The organism is Mycolicibacterium arabiense, assembly GCF_010731815.2.
Lineage (GTDB): Bacteria > Actinomycetota > Actinomycetes > Mycobacteriales > Mycobacteriaceae > Mycobacterium > Mycobacterium arabiense.
Genome location: NZ_AP022593.1, coordinates 1398816 through 1421427, shown reverse-complemented (window position 1 = coordinate 1421427; position 22612 = coordinate 1398816). Strand labels below are relative to the sequence as shown.

Sequence of the window (22612 nt, the reverse complement as noted above, 5' to 3'; positions counted from 1 at the left end):
GCCTGGGCATGCCGGCGCCGCCGGCGCCCACCCTGGCACCGCGCCGAAAGACCCGACAGCTCATGGTCGGCGACGTCGGGGTCGGCAGCGACTACCCGATCGCAGTGCAGTCGATGTGCACCACCAAGACCCACGACATCAACGCCACGCTGCAGCAGATCGCCGAGCTGACCGCGTCGGGCTGCGACATCGTCCGCGTGGCGTGCCCGCGGCAGGAGGATGCCGACGCGCTGCCCGCGATCGCCAAGAAGGCGAACATCCCGGTGATCGCCGACATCCACTTCCAGCCCAAGTACATCTTCGCGGCCATCGACGCCGGCTGTGCCGCGGTGCGCGTGAACCCCGGCAACATCAAGGAGTTCGACGGCCGGGTCAAGGAGGTCGCGAAGGCGGCAGGCGCGGCGGGCATCCCAATCCGCATCGGCGTCAACGCCGGATCGCTGGACAAGCGGTTCATGGAGAAGTACGGCAAGGCCACCCCCGAGGCGCTCGTCGAGTCCGCCCTGTGGGAGGCGTCGCTGTTCGAGGAGCACGGCTTCGGCGACATCAAGATCAGCGTCAAGCACAACGACCCGGTCATCATGGTCGCCGCCTACGAGCTGCTCGCCTCGAAGTGCGACTACCCGCTGCACCTCGGGGTCACGGAGGCCGGTCCGGCATTCCAGGGCACCATCAAGTCGGCCGTCGCGTTCGGCGCGCTGCTCTCGCGCGGCATCGGCGACACCATCCGGGTGTCCCTGTCCGCGCCGCCGGTCGAGGAGATCAAGGTCGGCAACCAGATCCTCGAATCGCTCAACCTCCGGCCCCGCGGCCTGGAGATCGTGTCGTGCCCGTCGTGCGGACGCGCCCAGGTCGACGTGTACACGCTCGCCAACGAGGTGTCGGCGGGTCTCGAGGGCATGGACGTACCGCTGCGCGTCGCCGTCATGGGTTGCGTGGTGAACGGACCGGGCGAGGCGCGCGAGGCCGACCTCGGCGTGGCGTCGGGCAACGGCAAGGGCCAGATCTTCGTGCGCGGCGAGGTCATCAAGACCGTGCCCGAGTCGATGATCGTCGAGACGCTGATCGAAGAGGCCATGCGCATCGCCGAGCAGATCAACACGGAAGACGGCCCCGCGGCAAGTCCGAGCGGTGCACCCGTGGTGACCGTAAGCTGAGCACGACCCTGTGAGCGGGGTCACCGCTGACCGCATCGCCGCAGAAAGAGTCCCCATGTCGGCTCCTCCGCTCTTCCGCATCGCCGACGAGCGACGCGTGACGGTCGTGCGCGACGCCGCGGCGGTGCACCGCGTACTCGCCGAGGATCCGGTCGGCTCCTGCATGGTCGCCTCGCGGGTCGCCGATCACGGCGTGGATCCGACGGCCATCGGTGGCGAACTGTGGACGCGACGCGAGCCCACCCAGTCACTGTGCTTCGCAGGCGCCAACCTCATCCCGCTGCGCGGTGACGCGGCAGACGTCGTCGCATTCGCCGACAAGGCGATGAGCACGCCCAGGCGGTGCTCATCGCTGGTGGGACACGCCGATCTGGTGCTGCCCATGTGGGCTCGGCTCGAAAGGGCTTGGGGCCCAGCGCGTGACGTGCGCGACGACCAACCGCTGATGGCGCTCGACCGGGAGCCGACGTGCGCGCTCGACGCCGGCGTGCGTCCCGTGCGGATGGACGAGTTGGACGCCTACCTGGTCGCGGCCATCGACATGTTCATCGGCGAGGTCGGCATCGATCCCCGGCTCGGCGACGGCGGCCGCGGGTACCGCAGGCGCGTCGCGGGTCTTATCGCGGCGGGCCGCGCGTGGGCCCGGTTCGAGCGTGGCGAGGTCGTGTTCAAGGCCGAGGTCGGGTCTCAGTCGCCTGCCGTCGGCCAGATCCAGGGCGTGTGGGTGCATCCGGAGTGGCGTGGTCGCGGCATCGGCGCGGCGGGGACGGCGACCCTCGCCGGTGCCGTCGTGCGCAGCGGCCGCATCGCGAGCCTCTACGTCAACGCGTTCAACACGATCGCCCGCGCGACGTACGACCGGATCGGCTTCAGCCAGGTCGGCACGTTCGCCACCGTCCTGCTCGACTGAACTCCGGCCTGCCTCGCCGAGACGGAACCCACTGTCGTGCACAGGCGCGCCGAGCGACCGTGAATGCCGTCTCGGCGCGATCACCGGCTCGTCACGGTCGGATCTCGACGATCTCGGTGCGCCTCCGACGCATCCGGTCGTCACACTCTTAACATCAGCCTCAATGGCATCGATAACCTCATCTGTATCGCGCGTCGCAGCGCTGATGACGGTCACCGTCCTCGCCGCAGGCGCGCTCAGTGCATGCACCCCGAAACCGCAGGGCCCCGAGCCGACGGCGGAGGCCTTCTTCGCCGCGCTGGGAAAGGGCGACACCGCCGCGGCCGCCGATCTGGCCGACCAGCCCGCCGAAGCGCGCGAGGCGCTCAACGAAGCGTGGAAGGGCCTGCAGGCAACCTCCCTGGAGGCGACGGTCATCGGCTCGCGCTACGCCGAGGACACCGGCAGCGTGAAGTACCGCTACACGTGGCACCTGCCGAAGAACCGCACCTGGAGCTACGACGGTCAGCTCAACATGATCCGCGACGAAGGACGCTGGGAAGTCCGTTGGAGCGCAGCGGGTCTGCACCCCAAACTCGGACAGCACCAGACCTTCGCGCTGCGGTCGGACCCGCCGCGCCGGGCGTCGGTCAACGAACACGGCGGCACCGACGTGCTGGTGCCCGGCTACCGGTACGGCTACGCCCTCGACGCCCGCGCCGCCGGGGGCGAGTTGATGCCGACCGCCACCGCGGTGGCCGACGCGCTGCGCCCCTTCGACCCCGCGCTGAACGGCCAGCGCCTCGCCGAGCAGGCCAGTTCGTCGCCGCGCCCGATGACCCTGGTGACGCTGAACCAGGCCGACCACGACCGCGTCCAGGGGATGCTCGCCAACCGGCCCGGTGTGGTCGTCACCCCACAGCCCGACCTGCTGCCCACCGACGACGGCTTTGCGCCGGCCATCGTGAACCAGGTCAAGACCTCGGTCATGGACCAACTCGACGGCGAGGCCGGCTGGCGGATCGTCAGCGTGAACCAGAACGGCGCCGAGGTCGACGTGCTCAACGAGGTCCCAGGCGCGCCGGCACCCTCGGTGACGATCAGCCTGGACCGCGCCGTGCAGAACGCCGCGCAGGACGCCGTCGACATGGTCGGCAAGAAGGCCATGATCGTCGCGCTCAAGCCGTCGACGGGGGAGATCCTCGCGGTCGCGCAGAACGCCGCGGCCGACCAGGATGGCCCCACCGCGACCATGGGCCTCTACCCGCCCGGCTCGACCTTCAAGATCGTCACCGCCGGCGCCGCGATCGACCGCGACATGGCGACGCCCAACACCCTGCTTGGCTGCCCCGGCCACCTCGACATCGGGCATCGCACCGTGCCGAACTACGGCGGCTTCGATCTCGGCACGGTGCCGCTTTCACGCGCCTTCGCCAGCTCGTGCAACACGACGTTCGCCGAACTCGCCAGCAAGATGCCGCCGCGGGGCCTGACCAACGCTGCCGCGCAGTACGGCATCGGCCCCGACTACGTCGTCGACGGCATCACCACCGTCACCGGTTCCGTGCCGCCCACCGTGAACCTCGCCGAACGCACCGAGGACGGCTTCGGCCAGGGCAAGGTGCTTGCCAGCCCGTTCGGCATGGCACTGGTCGCGGCGACCGTGGCCGCGGGCAGGACGCCCGTGCCGCAGCTGATCGCGGGAAGGCCGACCGAGGTGATCGATGCAGGCGCACCCATCTCGCCGAAGATGGTCGACGGTCTGCGACCCATGATGCGACTGGTCGTCACCAACGGCACCGCCAAGGACCTCGGCGATGCGGGCGACGTGCGCGGCAAGACCGGTGAGGCCGAATTCGCAGGCGGCTCGCACGCGTGGTTCGCCGGATACCGCGGGGACATGGCCTTCGCAGCACTCATCGTCGGCGGCGGCAGTTCCGAGTACGCCGTGCGGATGGTCGGCGACATGTTCGGCGGACTGCCATCGGGCTACCTCGCCTGAAGCAGCGGTAACGTTGACGCTGCCATGACCGACGAGGACCTCTCCCGTTTACCGGCGGTGACAGCCGCGGACGCGCTGCGCATATCGGACGCCGACCGCAACGGCACGCTGCGCCGCCTGCACAACGCGGTCGCGCTCGGGCTCATCGACATCGACGAGTTCGAGGAGCGGTCCGCCGCGGTCGCGGGTGCCCGGCTGCAGGCCGAACTGGCCGCACTCGTGGGCGACCTGCCCGGTCCCGGCGCCATCGTCACCACCGCCACCGACCGTGTCGAACTGCGCGGCGTGCTGGGGTCGTTGAAGCGCCAGGGGGAGTGGGTGGTGCCCACCCGGCTCGCGCTGCATCGCCGCATGGGGTCAGTGGACCTCGATCTCACCAAGGCGCGCTTCGCCGGGCCCATCGTCGTCATCGAACTCGACATGAAGTTCGGCTCGGTCGACATCCGGCTGCCCGAGGGGGCCAGTGCCTCGATCGACGACGTCGAGGTGATCGTCGGCAGCGCGCGCGATCACCGCAAGGATGCGCCGGCCGAGGGCAGGCCGCACGTCATCCTCACCGGCCGCAGCGTGTGCGGGTCGATCGACATCCGCGGGCCGAGGCGCGCCGGGTTGGGTCGCATCCGCCGCGGCTAGGACTACCGGCGTTCGAGCACCGCGAAGGTGAGCGTGGCCCGCGTCGCGAGGCGCTGCCTGCCCGCGTCGTAGACGTCGACCGCGGTGACGATCAGCCGCCGTCCCGCCCGCACGATCGTGGCCTCGGCACGCGCGGGTCCGTCGACGATCGGCGCGAGGAAGTGCACGTTCATGTCGGCGGTGGTCACGTCCTTGCCCGCCCCGGCGACCTCGCCGGCCAGCCTGCCGGCCACGATGTCGATGAGAGTGGCCACCAGCCCGCCCTGCAGGGCGCCGCGGATGTTGACCAGATCGGGGCGGTTGTCCATCTCGATCACCAGCCGCTCGTTGCCCTGGTCGAGGCATTCCTCGACGTCGCGCATGCCGAGTCGGCGCAGGATGTGTCCCTCTTCGATCACCGCCGTACGGTAACACCATTACCGCTGGTGCCCGCCGGTCCCCGCGCCGACCAATTAGGCTGGTCCGATGGCTGTACGCACTGCTCTGAGCCCCGGTGACCTCTCGCCGACACTGCCGGTCCCCGCCGCGATCCCGCGGCCGGAGTACGCATGGAAGCCGACCGTGCGCGAAGGCGACGAACCGTGGGTGCAGACACCCGAGGTGATCGAGAAGATGCGCGTCGCCGGACGCATCGCGGCGAACGCGCTGGCCGAGGCGGGCAGGGCCGTCGCGCCCGGTGTCACCACCGACGCACTGGACCGCATCGCGCACGAGTACATGGTCGACCACGGCGCCTACCCGTCGACGTTGGGCTACAAGGGATTTCCGAAGTCCTGCTGCACGTCGCTCAACGAGGTCATCTGCCACGGCATCCCCGACTCGACGGTGATCTCCGACGGCGACATCGTCAACATCGACGTCACCGCCTACATCGACGGGGTGCACGGCGACACCAACGCCACGTTCCTGGCCGGCGACGTGTCCGAGGAACACCGGCTGCTCGTCGAGCGCACGCACGAGGCCACGATGCGCGCGATCAAGGCCGTCAAGCCGGGGCGCGCGCTCTCGGTGGTCGGCCGGGTCATCGAGGCCTACGCGAACCGATTCGGCTACAACGTCGTTCGCGACTTCACCGGCCACGGGATCGGCACCACCTTCCACAACGGTCTGGTGGTCCTGCACTACGACCAGCCCGCCGTCGAGACCGTCCTCGAACCCGGGATGACCTTCACCATCGAGCCGATGATCAACCTCGGTGGCCTGGACTACGAGATCTGGGACGACGGCTGGACCGTGGCCACCCGCGACAAGAAGTGGACCGCGCAGTTCGAGCACACCCTGGTGGTCACCGACGACGGAGCCGACGTCCTGACGCTGCCGGATAGGTGAGCGGCGCGCTGCTGGTCGCAGGCACCACGTCGGACGCGGGCAAGTCCATGGTGGTCGCCGGTCTGTGTCGGCTGCTGGCGCGCCGCGGGGTGCGGGTCGCACCGTTCAAGGCGCAGAACATGTCGAACAACTCGGCGGTCACGGCCGACGGCGGCGAGATCGGCCGCGCCCAGGCGATGCAGGCGCGTGCGGCGGGTCTGGCGCCCAGCACGCGGTTCAATCCCGTCCTGCTCAAGCCCGGCTCCGACCGCACGTCGCAACTCGTCGTCCGGGGCAAGGTCACCGGGACGGTCAGGGCGGGGGACTACTTCCGGCACCGCGCGCACCTCAGCGAGATCGTGCTGGCCGAATTGACCTCGCTGCGAGGCGAATTCGACGTCGTCGTGTGCGAGGGTGCTGGTTCGCCTGCCGAGATCAACCTCCGTGCAACCGATCTGGCCAACATGGGATTGGCGCGAGCGGCGGATCTCCCCGTGGTCGTGGTCGGCGACATCGACCGGGGCGGGCTGCTCGCGCACCTGTTCGGCACCGTCGCGGTTCTCGAACCCGACGATCAGCGACTTATCGCCGGCTTCCTGGTCAACAAGTTTCGCGGTGACCCCGCGCTGCTCGCGCCGGGTCTGGACCAGTTGCGAGAATTGACCGGTCGCCCCACCTACGGCGTGGTGCCGTACAGCGACGACCTGTGGCTCGACGCCGAGGACTCGCTGTCGGTCGACGTCCACCGCACGGTCGGCAGGCCGCGCGCGCCGCACGGTACGGAGTGGCTGACCGTGGCTGCGATTCGGCTGCCGCGGATCTCGAACACCACCGACGTCGAGGCGCTGGCGTGCGAACCCGGCGTGCTGGTGCGGTGGGTCGCCGACCCCGCCGACCTCGCCGACGTCGACGTGGTGGTGATCCCGGGGAGCAAGGCGACGGTGTCGGACCTGCGGTGGTTGCGCGAACGGGGTCTGGCCGACGGCATCGCCGCCCATGCCGCGTCCGGGCGTGCCGTGCTGGGAGTCTGCGGTGGCTTCCAGATGCTGTGCCGCCGGATCGACGATCCCGTCGAGTCGGGCAGCGTCGACGTCGACGGTCTCGCGCTGCTGGACGCGGACATCGAGTTCGACGCGGAGAAGACGCTGCGGCACTGGGAGATCCCGTTGCACGGTTACGAGATCCACCACGGCAGGGTGGCGCGCAGCGTCGACGACGACTGGCTCGGGATCGGCATCCGGCGGGGATGCGTCTATGGCACGCACTGGCACGGCCTGCTCGACAACGACGACGTCCGCCGAACGTGGCTGGCCGATGCGGCTGCGGCTGCCGGGCGGCACGGCTTCACCGTCGCCGACGACGTCGACGTCCAAGCGCGCCGCGACCGGCAACTCGACCTCACCGCAGACCTGCTCGAGCAGCACGTGGACGTCGAGGCGTTGCTCGGGCTGGCCAGGCACGGGCCCCCGCGACGGCCGATCATCGCCTCGACGCTCCAGTAGCGTGGAACCGTGACCGGCCGTTCCCGGCGATCGAGTGCCCGCGTCGCCGCGCTGGTGGTCGTGGCGGTGATCGGTGGCGGCTGCGCTCCGCTGTTCGACGGCACCGTCGTCGGGGGCAGCCCGAGTTGGCCCGGTGCACGGCTCGAGCGCGGCGTCCTGCGTGCCGAGGACTTCCCGCCCGGCGTCCGGTACGACCGCGCCGAGGCCGACCCGAGTAGGGCCGACGGCGCAGGCGCACCGCCTCCGATGCTGTCGAAGCCGACCGGGTGCACCGATGGACTGACCCGGGTCATCGCGGGGTCGGCTGAGCGCGGCCCGGGCAGCGCGATCGAGTACGTCGTCGGCTATGACGGCGCGCGAATCTCGATGACCGTGCTGTCGTGGCGCCTCGACATCGACGCGCTGGCCGCGGAGGCGCAGCGGTGTGCACGATTCGAGGCCTTCTTCGATTCGTCGTCGCCGGGAATTCCGATGACCACTTCTCGGTTGAGCACCACGAGCGCCGACACGCTGGCGTACCAACAGACGATGCGTCTCGGCAGTACCGAGAGCAGCGTCTACTTCTGGTTCGGCAACGTCGGTTCATCGGCGTTGTTCGGCATCGCGTTCCCTACGCCGAATCCCGACATCGAAGTCAAAGCCGAGTTGCCCCAGACGTTTATGGAGATCGCGACTCGGCAGGCCGCTCGCCTGGAGACCGGCTGAGCGTCGGGTTCGAGACCGGTTGAAACCCGCACCCGGCATGATCATTGCCTGTAGCGTGGCCGGATGCCTTCGACCGTTCTCACCGTCGACGGGTTCGCCGCAACCGTCGACGTCTCAGGCCCCGAACAGGGGTCGGTGGTGGTACTGCTCGGCGCCGCGCACCAGGGGCCGTCGGCCTACGACGGCGTGTGCCAACGCCTGCACACCGCGTCGCTCAAGACCATCGTGATCGGCCCGGACCCCAACCTGTCGGCGAAGTCGGTCATCGGCATACTCGACGCGCTCGGCGTCCGGTGGGCGCTGCTCGTCGGCGACCGGGTGGGGGGCGAGCTGGCGTGGGAGCTGGCCGCCACGCGTCTCGATCGCTTCATCGGATTGGTGGTGGTCGATCGCGGCCACCCGTGCGTGGCCGATCAGGCAGGCATCGTCCGCGACGCCGACTGTCCGCCCGTCGAGGTGAATACGACCGCGCTGGTCAGCTCGCCGGCCGCTCGCGCGGTGGCCAGGGCCAGCCAGCGCTACGTGTACGGCGACTACCGCCTCGTCGAGTTGCTCGGTCGTCGCAATGCCCAGGAGTCCACGGCCCAGCTGGCGGCCGAGATCGTCATGCGGACCTCTACCTGGTGATCGCCGGCCGTCGGCTCAGCCGACGTGCCGCCACGCCTTCGGCCAGCAGCAGCCAGAATCCCGATTTCGGCATCGCCAAGGCACCGACGGCGCCCATCGCGGTCATGCCGTTCGCGATCGGGCGGATCGCCCCGTCGGCTGCACTGCTGTGTCGCAGGCCTGCACCCAGGGTCGTGAACGCCGCACCCGACATCAGGAACCACAGCGCGGTCTCCCGCCGGCCCCGCTCTGCCCCGTTCAGCCGTGGGTTCGCCACGGCGTCGACCAGGCCGTCGTGCACGAATCCGGCGAGCTGGCGGCGGTAGAGCCACGCTCCGATCAGGTTGTGGCCGATGCCGGTTGCGATGGTCGCAGCGGCGACGCGATGCAGGTGATTGGTGGTCATGGTTGCCCTCCGGTGTCGGTTCCATACGCCCCCGTATGGATGTCCATACGGTACCGTATGGCGATGCCGCCGAAAAGACCTTCGGGCACCGTGACGCGCGAGGACTGGGCCGCCGCTGCACTACGAGCGCTGCGAACCGGTGGGCCGTCGGCGGTGCGGGTCGAGGCGCTGGCCCGCACGCTCGGAGTCTCGAAGGGCTCCTTCTACTGGCACTTCGCCGATCGTCGAGCATTGCTGGAGACGGCCATCGACTCCTGGGAGGCCGAGAACACCGAGGCGATCATCGCCGAGTCCGAGCGCGGGGAGGGTGCGGCCGACAAACTCCGGCGCCTCCTCACCCGCGTGGTGTCGACGTTCGACGGCACCGTGGCACCCGGTGAGCTGATGCTCTATCTCGAAGCCGGCGGCGAGGGCGTCACGGCGTCGGTCGAGCGCGTGGTCGCGCGCCGCCTGGACTACGTCGCGGGCCTGCTCGTCGAACTGGGCCAGCCCGACGCCGAGGCGCAGCGCCGAGCGGCGATGGCGATCACGCTGACCGTCGGCATCTACCAGCTGAGCATTGGGGCGCCCGGGCCGCTGGCACGACGGTCGTTGTCGGAGAACGCATTCGTCGACACGCTCTACGACGCGCTGACGCGGTGACGCGTCACGGCTTGTCCAGCACGACCTCGTCACCGGTGCCGCTGAGGTCGACCTGCTTGATCGGACCGGTGAACCACTTCTTCACCGATGCGTGCCAGTAGATCCACAACAGGAGCAACACCCCACCGACCAGTAGCGGCGTGTAGTTCACGTACTTCCACTCGAACGCGTCGCCCCAGGGCACGCCGCCCGAGGACGTCGGGAACATCGCGATGATCGAGGTGATGACGATCTCGACGACCGCGACCGGTGCCATCCACCTGTGGTGTCCGCGCAGGTTCCACTTGCCCACCGCGAAGTCGTCGCCCATCCGCCAGCGCAGGAAGATCGGTACGGCGAAGCAGAGGTAGAGGCCGACCACGCCGATCGACACCACGGCGAAGAAGGCGACGGGCACCGGAGCGCCGTTGATGTCCACCTCGACGAGGGCTGGCAGCGTGATGACCATTGCGAGAACCGCCGTGATGATGACGCCGTTGGCCGGGATCTTGTTCCTGCTCACCTTCGACCACAGTTGGTGGCCGGGCACCGCGCGGTCGCGGCTGAAGGCGAACAGCATGCGCGACGAACTGGTCTGGCACGCGGTGGTGCAGAAGAACTGGCCCGCCGTCGAGATCAGCAGGATGATCGCCACCCACTGAGAGTCCAGCGCCTGGTTGAAGATGCCGACCACCGCGCCGCCGCCCGCCGACACCGCGTCGGAGTCGTTGACGGCGAACAGGAACGTCAGCAGCAGGATCCAGCCGCCGATGGCCGAGTAGAAGATCGACCGCCAGATGCCCTTGGCCGCACCGTCTGCCGCGCTCTTGGTCTCCTCCGACAGGTGCGCCGAGGCGTCGTAGCCGGTGATCGTGTACTGCGTGAGGATCGCCGAGATGGGGAGCACGAACAGCAGGAAACCGATGCCCGAGGTCTCGCCGCCGAACATGCCGCTGTTGTTGATGGTCTTGGCGAACACGTCACCGAAGCCAGCGTGCTGCTCGGGCAGCAGCCACAGGATCAGGATCACCGCGGAGGCGCCCGCGACGTGCCACCACACCGAGACGTTGTTGATGACGGCGAGCAGGTGCGACGAGAAGATGTTGATCAGCGCCGATATCGCCAGGATGACGACGAACAGGACGAAGGTCCTCGTCAGGCTGTATCCGTTGAGCCACGTCTCGCTGAACGTGCCGAGCGTGAGGTCGAGGAAGGTTGCGCAGCCGTAGGCAACGGACGCCAGGATCGCGATCAGGCCGATCAGGTTGAGCCAGCCGGTGTAGAAGCCGGCCTTCGGCCCGCCCAATTTCGCCGCCCACCAATAGATTCCACCGGACGTCGGGTAGGCCGAGACCAGCTCGGACATGCACAGGCCGATGATCAGGATGAACACCGAGACGATCGGCCAGCCCCATGCGATGGCGGCGGGGCCGCCGTTGTTCCAGCCGAGGCCGAACGAGGTGAAGCAGCCCGCCAGGATCGAGATGATCGAGAACGAGATGGCGAAGTTGCTGAACCCGGACCAGGACCGGTTCAACTCCTGGGTGTAGCCCAGCGAGGCGAGGTGTCGTTCGTCGTCGTCCAGTAGTTCATGACCCTCTGGCACTGTCGTACCCCTTCTGGAGTTCCGAGCCCGGACTTGACGCCGCGCACTGCCTAGGGAGAATAGGACCGTATTGGTCTGCTGTCCTACCTTTGGGCGTGACAGTCGTGTAAATCTGTACTGGTCGACTCGGGTGCACCGCCATCCAATGGTTGACTTTCCGACATGTCCGACAGGGGAGAGCCCGTGACGCCCAAGAGCAGCAGTACGCCCGGCATGTTGTCGCAAACCGAATTGGAACGCCTCGTCGCCGCGGGCGAGCTGGACACCGTGGTCGTGGGCTTCACCGACATGCAGGGCCGGTTGATCGGCAAACGCATCTCGTCGCGCCTGTTCGTCGACGACGTCGCAGCGCACGGCGCCGAGTGCTGCAACTACCTGCTCGCGGTCGACGTCGAGAACAACACCGTCGACGGCTACGCGATCTCGAGCTGGGAGACCGGTTACGGCGACATGGTGATGACGCCGGACTTCTCGACGCTGCGGCTGCTGCCGTGGCTGCCCGGCACGGCACTGGTCATGGCCGACCTGTCGTGGACCGACGGCAAGCCCGTGGATCAGGCGCCCCGCACCATCCTGCGCACGCAGCTCGACCGGTTGAGCGAACGCGGCATGGGCGCGGTCGCCGCGACCGAACTCGAGTTCATGGTGTTCGACGACTCCTACCGCGACGCCTGGAAGGCCGACTACCGCAACCTCACGCCCGCAACCGACTACAACATCGACTACGCGATGCTGGCGTCGACGCGGATGGAGCCGCTGCTGCGCGACATCCGGCTCGGCATGGAGGGCGCAGGCATGTACTGCGAGGGCGTCAAGGGCGAATGCAACCTGGGGCAGCAGGAGATCGGCTTCCGCTACGACGAGGCGCTGGTCACCTGCGACAACCACACCATCTACAAGAATGGTGCCAAGGAGATCGCCGACCAGCACGGCAAGAGCCTGACGTTCATGGCGAAGTTCGACGAGCGCGAGGGCAACAGCTGTCACATCCACATCTCGTTCCGCGGACAGGACGGTAGTGCGGTGTTCGCCGACGACGACGACGAACTCGGCATGTCGGCGATGTTCCGCAGCTTCATCGCAGGCCAGCTCGCCACACTGCGCGAGTTCAGCCTCTTCTACGCACCGAACATCAACTCCTACAAGCGGTTCGCGGACGGCAGCTTCGCGCCCACGGCCGTCGCATGGGGCATGGACAACCGCACCTGCTCGCTGCGCGTCGTCGGACGCGGACCGGGCATGCGCATGGAGTGTCGCGCGCCCGGTGGCGACGTCAACCAGTACCTCGCCGTCGCCGCGTTGATCGCCGGCGGTCTGCACGGCATCGACGAGGGGCTGGAACTGCCCGAGATGACCGTCGGCAACGCGTATACCTCAGGCGCCGAACGGCTTCCGACCACGCTGGCCGAAGCCGCCGACCTGCTCGACGGCTCGACCATCGCCCGCGCGGCCTTCGGTGACGCCGTAGTGGACCACTACCTGAACTACGCGCGCGTCGAACTGAAGGCGTACAACGCCGCCGTGACCGATTGGGAGAGGCGCCGTGGATTCGAACGGCTCTAGGCCCGTTACATCTCCCGGGTCGCTTCGCGCCTGCCCGCCGGTTCTCGGGCTGACGACCTATCTGCAGCAGGCTCAGACCGGGGTGTGGGACGTGCGGGCGAGCTTCCTGCCCGCCATCTACGTCGAAGGCGTCACCCGGGCGGGTGGCATCGCGACGCTGTTGCCGCCGCAGCCGGTGGACGCCGGCATCGTCGACAGGGTGCTCGACGGTCTCGACGGGCTGATCGTGACCGGCGGCCGCGACGTGTCGCCCGCGAGCTACGGCCAGCAGCCGCATCCGAGCACCGACCAACCTGCCGACGACCGCGATGCGTGGGAGTTCGCGCTGTTGCGCGCCGCGCTGGCGCGACGGCTGCCGGTGCTCGGGATCTGCCGCGGCGCACAGGTATTGAACGTCGCTCTCGGCGGCACACTGCACCAGCACCTGCCCGACGTGCTCGGCCACGGCAGACACCAGGTGGGCAACGCCGTCTTCACGACGACCGCCGTCCGCACCGTGCCCGGCACGCGGCTGGCGAGCCTGATCGGCGAGTCCTCCGAGGCGCAGTGCTACCACCACCAGGCGATCGACCGTCTTGGCGACGGCCTGATCGTGGCCGCGCGCGACGCTTCGGACGGCGTCATCGAGGCCGTCGAGGTGGATCCGCGAGCGCACCCCGACAGCTGGGTCCTGGCCGTGCAGTGGCATCCCGAAGAACGCCTCGACGACCTGCGGCTGTTCGCCGCCGTGGTCGCGGCGGCGGCGCACTACTCGCCCAACGCTTCCCGACATGCACCGGTACGCACAGGAGAAAGGGTCTGATGACGAGCAGCACGCTGATCAATCCGGCGACCGAGGAGGTGTTGCGCACCGTCGAACAGCTCGACGTCGACGCCGTCGACGACGCCGTGGCGCGCGCCAGGGTCGCCCAGAAGCGGTGGGCCAAGGCGGCTCCCGCCGAGCGTGCGGCCGGCCTACGGGCCTTCGCGGCCGTCGTCGACGCCCACGTCGACGAGCTGGCCGCCCTCGAGGTGGCCAACTCGGGGCATCCGATCGGCAATGCCGAGTGGGAGGCCGGTCACGTCCGCGACGTTCTCCAGTTCTACTCCGCGAGCCCGGAACGCATGGCGGGCAAGCAGATTCCCGTCGCCGGCGGACTCGACGTGACGTTCCACGAGCCGCTCGGGGTGGTCGGGGTCATCACCCCGTGGAACTTCCCGATGACCATCGCGTCGTGGGGCTTCGCTCCCGCACTCGCAGCGGGGAACGCCGTGCTGATCAAGCCGGCGGAATGGACGCCGCTGACCACGATCCGACTCGGCGAACTCGCCGTGGAGGCGGGGCTCGATCCCGATCTGTTTCAGGTGCTGCCCGGTCGCGGGTCGGTCGTCGGCGAGCGCTTCGTCACCCACCCGGATGTCCGCAAGGTGGTGTTCACCGGTTCGACCGAGGTGGGGACGAGGGTGATGGCCGGCGCCGCGGCGCAGGTCAAGCGCGTGACCCTGGAACTCGGTGGCAAGAGCGCCAACATCGTGTTCGACGACTGCGATCTGGAGAAGGCCGCAGCCACAGCTCCGTACGGCGTATTCGACAACGCCGGTCAGGACTGCTGCGCCCGCAGCCGGATCCTGGTGCAGCGCAGCGTCTTCGACCGGTTCATGGAGCTGCTCGAGCCCGCAGTTCAGGGCGTCGCGGTCGGCGACCCCACCGACAGGGGCACCGAGATGGGCCCGCTGGTCTCCAAGCCGCATTGGGAGTCGGTGCGCGCCTACGTGCCCGACGACGCGCCGGTGGCGTTCCGCGGGTCGGCGCCGCAGGGCCCCGGCTACTGGTTCGCGCCGACGGTGCTGACGCCGCAGCGCACCGATCGGACCGTCACCGAGGAGATCTTCGGACCCGTCGTGGCAGTGCTTCCCTTCGACGACGAGGCCGATGCGATCGAACTGGCCAACGACAGCCCCTACGGCCTGTCCGGATCGATCTGGACCGACAACCTGTCGCGTGCCATGCGCGTCTCGCGCGCCGTGGAGGCAGGCAACCTGAGCGTGAACTCGCACTCGTCGGTGCGCTACAACACCCCGTTCGGCGGCTTCAAGCAGTCAGGCCTCGGCCGCGAACTCGGACCCGACGCACCGCTGCACTTCACCGAGACCAAGAACGTCTTCTACGCAGTATCGGAGGAAAGCTAGACATGGACCTGACCAAGCGATTGGCCGGCAAGGTCGCCGTCATCACCGGCGGAGCCAGCGGCATCGGTCTGGCCACCGCCAGGCGGATGCGCGCCGAGGGCGCCACCATCGTGATCGGTGACATCGACCCGGCGACGGGAAAGACCGTCGCCGACGACCTCAACGGCACCTTCGTCCAGGTCGACGTCTCCGACCAGGTCGCGGTGGACAACCTGTTCGACACCGCCGCGCAGACCCACGGCTCGGTAGACATCGCCTTCAACAACGCGGGCATCAGCCCGCCGGAGGACGATCTCATCGAGAACACCGGCATCGAGGCGTGGGACCGGGTGCAGGACATCAACCTCAAGTCGGTCTTCTTCTGCTGCAAGGCCGCACTGCGGCACATGGTGCCCCAGCAGCGTGGGTCGATCGTCAACACGGCGTCGTTCGTCGCGGTCATGGGCTCGGCGACGTCGCAGATCTCCTACACCGCGTCCAAGGGTGGCGTGCTGGCGATGTCACGCGAACTGGGCGTGCAGTATGCGCGCCAGGGCATTCGGGTCAACGCCCTGTGCCCCGGCCCGGTCAACACCCCGCTGCTGCAGGAGCTGTTCGCCAAGGACCCCGAGCGGGCGGCGCGCCGGCTCGTCCACGTTCCCGTGGGGCGCTTCGCCGAGCCGGAGGAGCTGGCGGCCGCGGTGGCGTTCCTCGCCAGCGACGACGCATCGTTCATCACCGCATCGAGCTTCCTGGTCGACGGCGGCATCAGCGGCCACTACGTGACACCGCTGTAAGGGACGACGATCCCATGACCGAGCCGCAGCCGACGCCCGAGCGCTCCGACGCGGAGGCGGCGGCTGCGACACTGCTTCGTCCGGTGCGGCTCGGCAATGCGTTCGAGGACACCGTCGGGCGGCTGCTCGAGACGATCCGGCTCGGCGTGCTGGCACCGGGGGAGTCGTTGCCCCCGGAACGCGAACTGGCCACCCGGCTCGGCGTCAGCCGCGACACGGTCCGGGAGGCCATCAAGTCGCTGGCCGAGGCGGGTTACCTGGTGTCGCGGCGGGGACGGTACGGCGGGACGTTCCTGGCCGACGAGCTGCCCACGCCCAGTCCCGACGGGATCCGGTTCAGCCGCGCCGACATCGACGATGCACTGCGCCTGCGCGAGATCCTCGAGGTGGGGGCGGCTCGCATGGCGGCAGGCCGCACGCTGACCGCCGGTGACCGGGAGACGCTGTGGGGCAAGCTGTGCGACGTGCGGGCAGCGCCACCGGAGGACTATCGACGGCTCGACTCGCGGCTGCACCTGGCGATCGCCGAGGTCGCGGGAACGCCGTCGCTGGTGCCGCTGGTCGCCGACAACCGCATGCGGCTCAACGAGCTACTCGACCAGATCCCGCTGCTGTCACTGAACATTGCCCACTCCGACGAGCAGCACGAGGCGATCGTGATGGCGATCCTCGCTGGCGACGCCCAGGCCGCCGCCGACGTGATGACCGCGCACGTGTGGGGCTCGGCTGCGCTGCTGCACGGGTTCCTGGACTAGCACCGACGGGCGACGGCCTGCGCGTTTCATCGCCGCTTCACCGCCTCTGCATCGACGACTCCGAGGGTTGTGTCACCTTGCACACCCACGACGAGTTCGGAGCAGACCATGAACGACTTCCCCAGCAGTGACGAGGTCCGCAGGACGCGGCACCGCCGGTACCGGACGGCATCCGGGTGCGTCGGACGCACGGGGACGCTGGCCGTGGTGCTCGGCGTCGGCGTGGTGCTCGCCGCCCCGTCCGACGCACCCGCGCCGAAACCGGTTGCGCGACACTCGGTCGCGCTCGGTGTCGCGCCGGTACCGGCGACGCCCGAGCGCAGGCACCACGAGCCGGGCCGGTTCCACTCCGAGGCCCCGGTCACCTCGGCGCCGACCGTGCCGGGGGCATGGGCGTCACCTCGCCCGGCGACCGCCGCCGATGGGTGGGCGACCCCGCTCGGCACGGCGTCCGTCACGGCGCCCGGTGCGACGACGGGCACGGGCGCGGTACCGGAGCCGGCTCGCGCCAGCACGGCGACGCACCGGCGGGACGGCCGGTCACCAGAGGCGCGGATCGTCACCGGCGTGCGTCCGTCGACGGCAGCCGAGGCCGCGGTGTGGCGATCGGCGATCGCCGTGGCCCCCACGGTGACCCTGGCACCGGCTGCGGGCGACCCGATCAGCGCCTTCATCCGGTTGTTCGTCGGCGACGGTCTGGCTCCCGGTGAAAACGGCGGCCTGCTGATCGGCAACGGTGCCGCAGGCGGTCCGGGCCAGGCGGGCGGCCGGGGAGGGCTGCTGTTCGGCAACGGCGGCGCCGGGGGTGCCGGGATCGCCGGGCAGGCCGGTGGGAACGGCGGCGTCGCAGGGTTGTTCGGCAATGGCGGCGCCGGGGGTATCGGCGGATTCGGCGCGCGGGGCGGCAACGGCGGCAACGCCGGGGTGTTCGGCAACGGCGGCGCGGGCGGTTCGGGCGGTGACGCCATCGGGCCGCTGTCCGGAGACCAGACGGGCGGTCACGGTGGCAACGGCGGCAGCGGCGGCGCGCTGGCGGGCCACGGCGGCAGGGGCGGCGACGGCGGTGACGCCAGCACGTCCGACGGCACGACGAACGGCGGCACGGGTGGGCGCGGCGGCACGGCCGGTCAGTTCGGCAACGGTGGCAACGGCGGGACGGGTGGCGACGCGACCACGGCCGGCAACGGCTCGTCCAACTCGGGAGCAGGTGGCGACGGCGGGGACGCGCAACTGAGCGGCAATGGTGGCCGGGGCGGCGACAGCGGGACGGCGATCAACGTGGGCGGCAACGTCGGAGCCAACGACGCCAACGGCAACGGTGGCGGCAACGGTGGTGACGGGGGCGTCCTCGGAGTCGGCGGCAGCGGTGGACGTGGCGGCAGCTCGCAGGCCGCAGCGGGTCCGGCGGCCGGCGGCACCGGAGGCGATGGCGGCGCCAGTGGCGCGGGTTCACGCGGCGGTGCCGGCGGTGACGGCGGCACTGCGACGTCGAGCACGAACACCGCCAGCGGCGGCAACGGGGGCAACGGTGGTGACGGCGGCGCAGGGGCGAGCGGTGGTTCCGGCGGGTCCGGGGGCGCAGGCACGGGCAAGACCCCGGGCAGCCGCAACGGGACCGACGGCGACGACGGCGCCGACGGGTAATGCGTCGGCACCGGCAGGGCGTCTCTGGTTGAGGTGTTTCGCTGACAGGCGGTCCCGGCGTGGTGGACGCTGTACGCGATGTCGGTCGAGTTCCGCGTTCTCGGCGAGGTCGAGGTCCGCGTGGACGGACGGCGCCTCGAGATCGGGCATGCCCGCCAGTGCTGCGTGCTGGCGGCCTTGCTCGTCGACGCGAACCGGCCGGTGTCGGTGGACCAGCTCGTCGAGCGGGTCTGGGCGGAGCGGCCACCACACCGGGCCCGCAATGCGCTGTCGGCGTATGTCTCCCGGCTCCGGCACTCGTTGCACCCGGCGGACGGCGTCAGCATCGGCCGAGGGTCGGTCGGCTACACGATGGTGGTCGCACCGGATTGCGTCGATCTGCACCTGTTCCACGCCAAGGCATCTCGCGCGCGCGCGACGACCGACCCGGCGAGTGCGTCGGAAGCGTTCGACGAGGCGCTGGCGCTCTGGCGCGGGGAACCGTTCGCAGGCTTGGAGACACCCTGGATCGCCGATCTGCGCGCCGCGCTCGAGGTCGAACGCTTCTCGATCGTGCTCGACCGCAACGATGCCGCGCTGGCGGCGGGCAGGCACGCGGAACTGCTGGCGGACATGTCCGTCGCGATCACCACCCACCCGCTCGACGAGCGGCTGGCCGGTCAGCTGATGCTCGCCCAATACCGTTGCGGCAGGCAGGGCGACGCCCTGGACACCTACCGCCGGATGCGCGACCGGCTGGCCGACGAGCTGGGCATCGACCCGTGCCCCGCGCTGCGGGCCGTCCATCAGGAGATCCTGGAGGGAGCGGCGGCCGCGCCGACTCCGACCCCGACACCGACGCCGGTGCCGGTGTCGCCACCGCCGGACCGCCCGCGCGCACCGACCACGGGAGGCAGGAGGGGAAACCGATTCGTCGGCAGGACTACCGAACTCGAGCGCATCGCGGCATCGATCAGGCCCGGTGCGGTGCTGACCCTGACCGGCGTGGGCGGGGTCGGCAAGACGAGGCTCGCGTCGGAGTCGGCACACCTCATCGGCAAGCACTACGCCGACGGTGTCTGCACGTGTGAACTGGCGCCGCTGGAACCCGGCGCCACGGTGGGGCGCGCTGCGGCCGTGGCGCTCGGCCTGTCCCGCGGCCACGACACCGACTTCGACAGCGCGGTGGTGGAGCACCTGCGCTCCCGCCGGATGCTGCTGGTCGTCGACAACTGCGAGCACGTGCTCGCCGACGTCGCACCGCTGGTCGATCGGATCGTCGAGGAATGCGCCGACGTCGCAGTGCTCGCGACCAGCCGCGAGCCGCTGGGCATCGAAGGGGAGCGGCTGCTGCCGCTGGACCCCCTGCCCGAGGCGGAGGCGACCGAGCTGTTCGCCGAGCGAGCCAGGGCGATCCGGCCCGACTTCGACCTCGACACGGAGCCGATCGGCGCGGTGGCGGAGATCTGCCGTCGCCTCGACGGCGTGCCGCTGGCCATCGAACTGGCGGCGGCGCGGTTGCGCGTGATGAGCAGTCTGGACGTCGCCCGACGACTCGACCGGCTGCGCGTCCTGAGCGGCGGGGCGCGCGGGTCCCATCCACGTCAGCAGAGCGTCACCGCGACCATCGACTGGTCATACCGACTGCTCGCACAGCCGGAGCGGCGCCTGTTCGACAGGGCATCGGTGTTCTCGGGCAGCTTCGATCTCGAAGCGGCGCACGGGGTCTGCGCGGACCCCGGCGATCTCGAGGACGACACGCTGGAATCGCTGAGCGGGCTCGTCGACAAGTCGATGGTCGCCGTGCGCAGCGGCACGGGCACGACCCGCTATGCGTTGCTCGAGACGCTGCGCGCGTTCGGCCGCGAGCGGCTGCGCGAGGCCGGCGCGCACGATTACATCGGCTCGCGCCACGCGACGTACTTCATCGAACTCGCCGAACGCGGCGCCGACGCCATGCACGGACCCGACGAAGCCACCTGGATCGCCCGGATGGCGCCCACGGCCGGAACGACGTTCACCTCGCCCGACAACGACAACCTGCGGTCGGCCTTCGAACGCGCGATGGGGCAGGGCGATACGGCACTGGCGCTGCGCCTGGTGGCGTCACTGCCCGAACTGATGCACATGCGGGTGGGCTACACGTCGATGGACTGGGTGGAGCGCGCGATCGACGCCGCCGATCCCGACCAACCGGCGTTCGCCGCCGCCGTCGGGGTCGCCGCGCGCGGGGCGTGGGTGTGCGGCGACTTCCCCCGCGCGCTCGCCCTGGCCCGGCGTGCCGAGGGCCGGGAGCCCGAGCGCGGGCATTCCTATCTCGGCTACCCCGCCGACGTCGTGGCCGACGTCGCGGTCGTGCAGTACGACCACGGTGCAGCGCTGGCGTACTACCGGGCTGCCGCCGAACCCGCCCGTGCTGACGCCACCCCGTCCCGGCTGGTCTGGATCCTCTACAACACGACGGTCGCCCACGACGTCCTCGATGAGCCGGACGCCGGGATCGACGTCGCCGCAGAGGCCCTGCGGGTGGCGGAACCGACAGCCAACCCGAGCACCCTGGCGATGGCCCGGTGTGCGATGGGGCGGGCGTTGAAGACGACCGACCCCGTGCGCGCTCTCCGGTTCCTGCAGCAGGGATTCGAACTCGCCGAGCCGGTGCAGAACAATTGGCTGACCGGCATCGCGCGCATGGAGTCCGCCGCGATCCGGGCCGTCGACGGCGATCCACACGCCGCGGCGCGGATGTTCCTGGAGGTGTTCGGCCATTGGGACCAGGCGGGACCGGGAGCCGGAGCACAGCACTGGTTCGGGCTGAGGTACGCCGGGCGACTGCTGGCACGGTTGGGCGCGGCCGCCGACGCCGACGCGGTGCTGTCGACCCTGCGCGGGCCGGGGGCCGAGACCGGCACCGACGGCGCGCTCGCGGGGTCCCGCCGGCTCACCGGGGTCGAGGCCCTCGCGTTGGCCCGCGCCGGCCTGCTGCGTCATTCCCGACCCGTCTGAGCGGTCCCGGAGGACTAGATTGCACCCGTGGACGATCGGACGGTGCAACAGGCGTCGTCGGCACTGGCCGACGTCGACACCGACGGCTGGGCGCGGCGCTTCGACCTGCTGTCGGATCCGCACCGCCTCGAGATCCTGCTGTCCCTGCACCGGGCGCCCGGCATCTGCGTCGGCGATCTCGGCGTGGCACTCGGCCGTTCGGAGAACGCCGTGTCCCAGGCGCTTCGCGTGCTGCGCAGCCAAGGCTGGGTGGTCAGCACCCGGGTCGGTCGGACCGTCAGCTACCGGTTGAACGACGAGATCGTCCACGACCTCCTGCACTGGATCGGCGCCCGCCACGAGTGATCCTCCGGGTCGGCGTCGACCCGACCTGAGCTGCTCGTTTCACGACGGCCGAAACATCGCCGAAGTAGCGTCGGCGACGGTGTGGACGTTCAGCACACGACCTGCAGGAGGGTGACATGACGACCACCGACGACGCCGACCGAGCATTGAAGGCCAAGCACCGGGCGCTGTGGGCCTCGGGCGACTATCCGGCCGTGGCGGCGGAACTGATCCCCGAACTCGGCCCGGAGTTGGTGCGCGCGTGCGGAGTAGGGCCGGGCGACCGGGTGCTCGACGTCGCCGCGGGCTCGGGCAACGCGGCCATCCCCGCAGCCGCCGCGGGCGCCGTCGTCACCGCGAGCGACCTGACACCCGAACTCTTCGACGCGGGGCGCCGGCTCGCGGCCTCCCTCGGCGTCGAGCTGGAGTGGACCGAGGCGGACGCCGAGGCGATGCCGTTCGCCGACAACGCCTTCGACGTGGTGATGTCGTGTGTCGGCGCCATGTTCGCACCGCACCATCGGCCGACGGCCGACGAACTGATCAGGGTGTGCCGCCCGGGCGGCAGGATCGGGATGATCAACTGGACGCCGCTCGGGTTCATCGGCCAGCTGTTCGCGACCATCAAGCCGTACGCGCCGCCACCGCCGCCGGGAGCGAGTCCGCCACCGTCGTGGGGCGACGAGGAGCACGTCCGGGAGCTGTTCGGCGACCGCGTCTCCGACCTGAGGATGCGGCGTCAGACGGTGACACTCGACCACTGCTCCGACCCCCTCGAGTTCCGGGAGTACTGGAAGCAGAACTACGGGCCGACCATCGCGGCCTACCGGTTCAACGCCGACGATCCGGAGCGGGTCGCCGCGCTCGACCGCGACTTCCTGACCTTCCTCACCGACTGGCGCCGTGACGACGGGACCTGGGTGGCCGAGTACTTGCTGGTCACCGCGATCAAGGTGTGACGGTT

Annotated in this window: 21 protein-coding genes; 18 read left to right on the top strand and 3 right to left on the bottom strand. The window is 70.0% G+C overall.

What is annotated here, in order from left to right:
* The first annotated feature begins 8 nt into the window (after nt 1-8).
* From ispG to G6N61_RS08480, 4 genes are all read left to right on the top strand, one after another.
* Entirely contained in the window at nt 9-1157 is a 1149-nt protein-coding gene (gene ispG, locus G6N61_RS08495; RefSeq protein WP_163924689.1) for a flavodoxin-dependent (E)-4-hydroxy-3-methylbut-2-enyl-diphosphate synthase, read from the top strand.
* 55 nt (nt 1158-1212) lie between these two features.
* Nucleotides 1213-2067: a GNAT family N-acetyltransferase gene (locus G6N61_RS08490; RefSeq protein ID WP_163918123.1), complete on the top strand. Its 855-nt coding sequence runs from the start codon at nt 1213-1215 to the stop codon at nt 2065-2067.
* 163 nt (nt 2068-2230) lie between these two features.
* The gene (locus tag G6N61_RS08485) at nt 2231-4048 is read left to right on the top strand and encodes a penicillin-binding transpeptidase domain-containing protein (RefSeq protein ID WP_163918122.1); all 1818 of its coding nucleotides are present in this window, start codon (nt 2231-2233) and stop codon (nt 4046-4048) included.
* Nucleotides 4049-4072: 24 nt separating this feature from the next.
* Nucleotides 4073-4681, top strand: a complete 609-nt coding sequence (locus G6N61_RS08480; RefSeq protein ID WP_163918121.1) for a DUF1707 SHOCT-like domain-containing protein — start codon at nt 4073-4075, stop codon at nt 4679-4681.
* 2 nt (nt 4682-4683) lie between these two features.
* Here the strand turns inward: G6N61_RS08480 and G6N61_RS08475 are convergent, their stop codons facing one another.
* Nucleotides 4684-5043: a PaaI family thioesterase gene (locus G6N61_RS08475; protein WP_163924688.1), complete on the bottom strand. Its 360-nt coding sequence runs from the start codon at nt 5041-5043 to the stop codon at nt 4684-4686.
* A gap of 103 nt (nt 5044-5146) precedes the next feature.
* On the opposite strand from G6N61_RS08475, the gene map reads away from it, so the two are divergent.
* From map to G6N61_RS08455, 4 genes are all read left to right on the top strand, one after another.
* Nucleotides 5147-6010, top strand: a complete 864-nt coding sequence (gene map / locus G6N61_RS08470) for a type I methionyl aminopeptidase (protein WP_163918120.1) — start codon at nt 5147-5149, stop codon at nt 6008-6010.
* The gene (locus G6N61_RS08465) at nt 6007-7491 is read left to right on the top strand and encodes a cobyric acid synthase (protein ID WP_163918119.1); all 1485 of its coding nucleotides are present in this window, start codon (nt 6007-6009) and stop codon (nt 7489-7491) included. The genes map and G6N61_RS08465 overlap by 4 nt, the downstream gene beginning before the upstream one ends.
* A gap of 9 nt (nt 7492-7500) precedes the next feature.
* Nucleotides 7501-8196, top strand: a complete 696-nt coding sequence (locus G6N61_RS08460) for a hypothetical protein (protein ID WP_163918118.1) — start codon at nt 7501-7503, stop codon at nt 8194-8196.
* Nucleotides 8197-8259: 63 nt separating this feature from the next.
* Nucleotides 8260-8823 carry an alpha/beta fold hydrolase gene (locus tag G6N61_RS08455; RefSeq protein ID WP_163918117.1) on the top strand — a complete coding sequence of 188 codons (564 nt, stop codon included), beginning with the start codon at nt 8260-8262 and terminating at the stop codon, nt 8821-8823.
* Here the strand turns inward: G6N61_RS08455 and G6N61_RS08450 are convergent.
* A complete protein-coding gene (locus tag G6N61_RS08450; protein ID WP_163918116.1) occupies nt 8813-9208 on the bottom strand; it encodes a DUF6463 family protein in 396 nt (131 codons plus the stop codon). The two genes, G6N61_RS08455 and G6N61_RS08450, sit on opposite strands and share 11 nt — an antisense overlap.
* 63 nt (nt 9209-9271) lie before the next feature.
* Here G6N61_RS08450 and G6N61_RS08445 point away from each other — a divergent pair, with 63 nt between their 5' ends.
* Nucleotides 9272-9850, top strand: a complete 579-nt coding sequence (locus G6N61_RS08445) for a TetR/AcrR family transcriptional regulator (RefSeq protein WP_163918115.1) — start codon at nt 9272-9274, stop codon at nt 9848-9850.
* Between the two features lie 4 nt (nt 9851-9854).
* On the opposite strand, the gene G6N61_RS08440 is transcribed toward G6N61_RS08445, so the two are convergent.
* Nucleotides 9855-11435 carry an amino acid permease gene (locus G6N61_RS08440; protein WP_163918114.1) on the bottom strand — a complete coding sequence of 527 codons (1581 nt, stop codon included), beginning with the start codon at nt 11433-11435 and terminating at the stop codon, nt 9855-9857.
* 162 nt (nt 11436-11597) lie between these two features.
* Between G6N61_RS08440 and G6N61_RS08435 the strand changes: the two genes are divergently transcribed.
* From G6N61_RS08435 to G6N61_RS08395, 9 genes are all read left to right on the top strand, one after another.
* Entirely contained in the window at nt 11598-12998 is a 1401-nt protein-coding gene (locus tag G6N61_RS08435; protein WP_163918113.1) for a glutamine synthetase family protein, read from the top strand.
* A complete protein-coding gene (locus tag G6N61_RS08430) occupies nt 12979-13800 on the top strand; it encodes a gamma-glutamyl-gamma-aminobutyrate hydrolase family protein (protein ID WP_179973592.1) in 822 nt (273 codons plus the stop codon). Before G6N61_RS08435 ends, G6N61_RS08430 begins: the two co-directional genes overlap by 20 nt.
* Entirely contained in the window at nt 13800-15167 is a 1368-nt protein-coding gene (locus G6N61_RS08425) for an aldehyde dehydrogenase family protein (RefSeq protein ID WP_163918112.1), read from the top strand. Before G6N61_RS08430 ends, G6N61_RS08425 begins: the two co-directional genes overlap by 1 nt.
* Before the next feature lie 2 nt (nt 15168-15169).
* Nucleotides 15170-15943 carry a 3-oxoacyl-ACP reductase gene (locus G6N61_RS08420; protein ID WP_163918111.1) on the top strand — a complete coding sequence of 258 codons (774 nt, stop codon included), beginning with the start codon at nt 15170-15172 and terminating at the stop codon, nt 15941-15943.
* 14 nt (nt 15944-15957) lie between these two features.
* The gene (locus G6N61_RS08415) at nt 15958-16698 is read left to right on the top strand and encodes a FadR/GntR family transcriptional regulator (protein WP_163918110.1); all 741 of its coding nucleotides are present in this window, start codon (nt 15958-15960) and stop codon (nt 16696-16698) included.
* 108 nt (nt 16699-16806) lie between these two features.
* Nucleotides 16807-18342, top strand: coding sequence for a PGRS repeat-containing protein (locus G6N61_RS31100; RefSeq protein WP_163918109.1), 1536 nt, complete (start codon nt 16807-16809; stop codon nt 18340-18342).
* Between the two features lie 78 nt (nt 18343-18420).
* Nucleotides 18421-21324, top strand: coding sequence for an ATP-binding protein (locus tag G6N61_RS08405; RefSeq protein ID WP_163918108.1), 2904 nt, complete (start codon nt 18421-18423; stop codon nt 21322-21324).
* Nucleotides 21325-21342: 18 nt separating this feature from the next.
* Nucleotides 21343-21669 carry an ArsR/SmtB family transcription factor gene (locus G6N61_RS08400; RefSeq protein WP_163924686.1) on the top strand — a complete coding sequence of 109 codons (327 nt, stop codon included), beginning with the start codon at nt 21343-21345 and terminating at the stop codon, nt 21667-21669.
* A gap of 116 nt (nt 21670-21785) precedes the next feature.
* On the top strand, nt 21786-22607 hold the full coding sequence (locus tag G6N61_RS08395) for a class I SAM-dependent methyltransferase (RefSeq protein ID WP_163918107.1): 822 nt from the start codon (nt 21786-21788) through the stop codon (nt 22605-22607).
* The last annotated feature ends 5 nt before the right edge of the window (nt 22608-22612 follow it).

Bases quoted from the DNA above. Each gene is read 5' to 3' on its own strand.
- ispG (WP_163924689.1), top strand. From the start codon at position 9: ATGCCGGCGCCGCCGGCGCCCACCCTGGCACCGCGCCGAAAGACCCGA.
- G6N61_RS08490 (WP_163918123.1), top strand. From the start codon at position 1,213: ATGTCGGCTCCTCCGCTCTTCCGCATCGCCGACGAGCGACGCGTGACG.
- G6N61_RS08485 (WP_163918122.1), top strand. From the start codon at position 2,231: ATGGCATCGATAACCTCATCTGTATCGCGCGTCGCAGCGCTGATGACG.
- G6N61_RS08480 (WP_163918121.1), top strand. From the start codon at position 4,073: ATGACCGACGAGGACCTCTCCCGTTTACCGGCGGTGACAGCCGCGGAC.
- G6N61_RS08475 (WP_163924688.1), bottom strand. From the start codon at position 5,043: ATGCGCGACGTCGAGGAATGCCTCGACCAGGGCAACGAGCGGCTGGTG.
- map (WP_163918120.1), top strand. From the start codon at position 5,147: ATGGCTGTACGCACTGCTCTGAGCCCCGGTGACCTCTCGCCGACACTG.
- G6N61_RS08455 (WP_163918117.1), top strand. From the start codon at position 8,260: ATGCCTTCGACCGTTCTCACCGTCGACGGGTTCGCCGCAACCGTCGAC.
- G6N61_RS08450 (WP_163918116.1), bottom strand. From the start codon at position 9,208: ATGACCACCAATCACCTGCATCGCGTCGCCGCTGCGACCATCGCAACC.
- G6N61_RS08445 (WP_163918115.1), top strand. From the start codon at position 9,272: ATGCCGCCGAAAAGACCTTCGGGCACCGTGACGCGCGAGGACTGGGCC.
- G6N61_RS08435 (WP_163918113.1), top strand. From the start codon at position 11,598: ATGTCCGACAGGGGAGAGCCCGTGACGCCCAAGAGCAGCAGTACGCCC.
- G6N61_RS08425 (WP_163918112.1), top strand. From the start codon at position 13,800: ATGACGAGCAGCACGCTGATCAATCCGGCGACCGAGGAGGTGTTGCGC.
- G6N61_RS08420 (WP_163918111.1), top strand. From the start codon at position 15,170: ATGGACCTGACCAAGCGATTGGCCGGCAAGGTCGCCGTCATCACCGGC.
- G6N61_RS08415 (WP_163918110.1), top strand. From the start codon at position 15,958: ATGACCGAGCCGCAGCCGACGCCCGAGCGCTCCGACGCGGAGGCGGCG.
- G6N61_RS31100 (WP_163918109.1), top strand. From the start codon at position 16,807: ATGAACGACTTCCCCAGCAGTGACGAGGTCCGCAGGACGCGGCACCGC.
- G6N61_RS08405 (WP_163918108.1), top strand. From the start codon at position 18,421: ATGTCGGTCGAGTTCCGCGTTCTCGGCGAGGTCGAGGTCCGCGTGGAC.
- G6N61_RS08395 (WP_163918107.1), top strand. From the start codon at position 21,786: ATGACGACCACCGACGACGCCGACCGAGCATTGAAGGCCAAGCACCGG.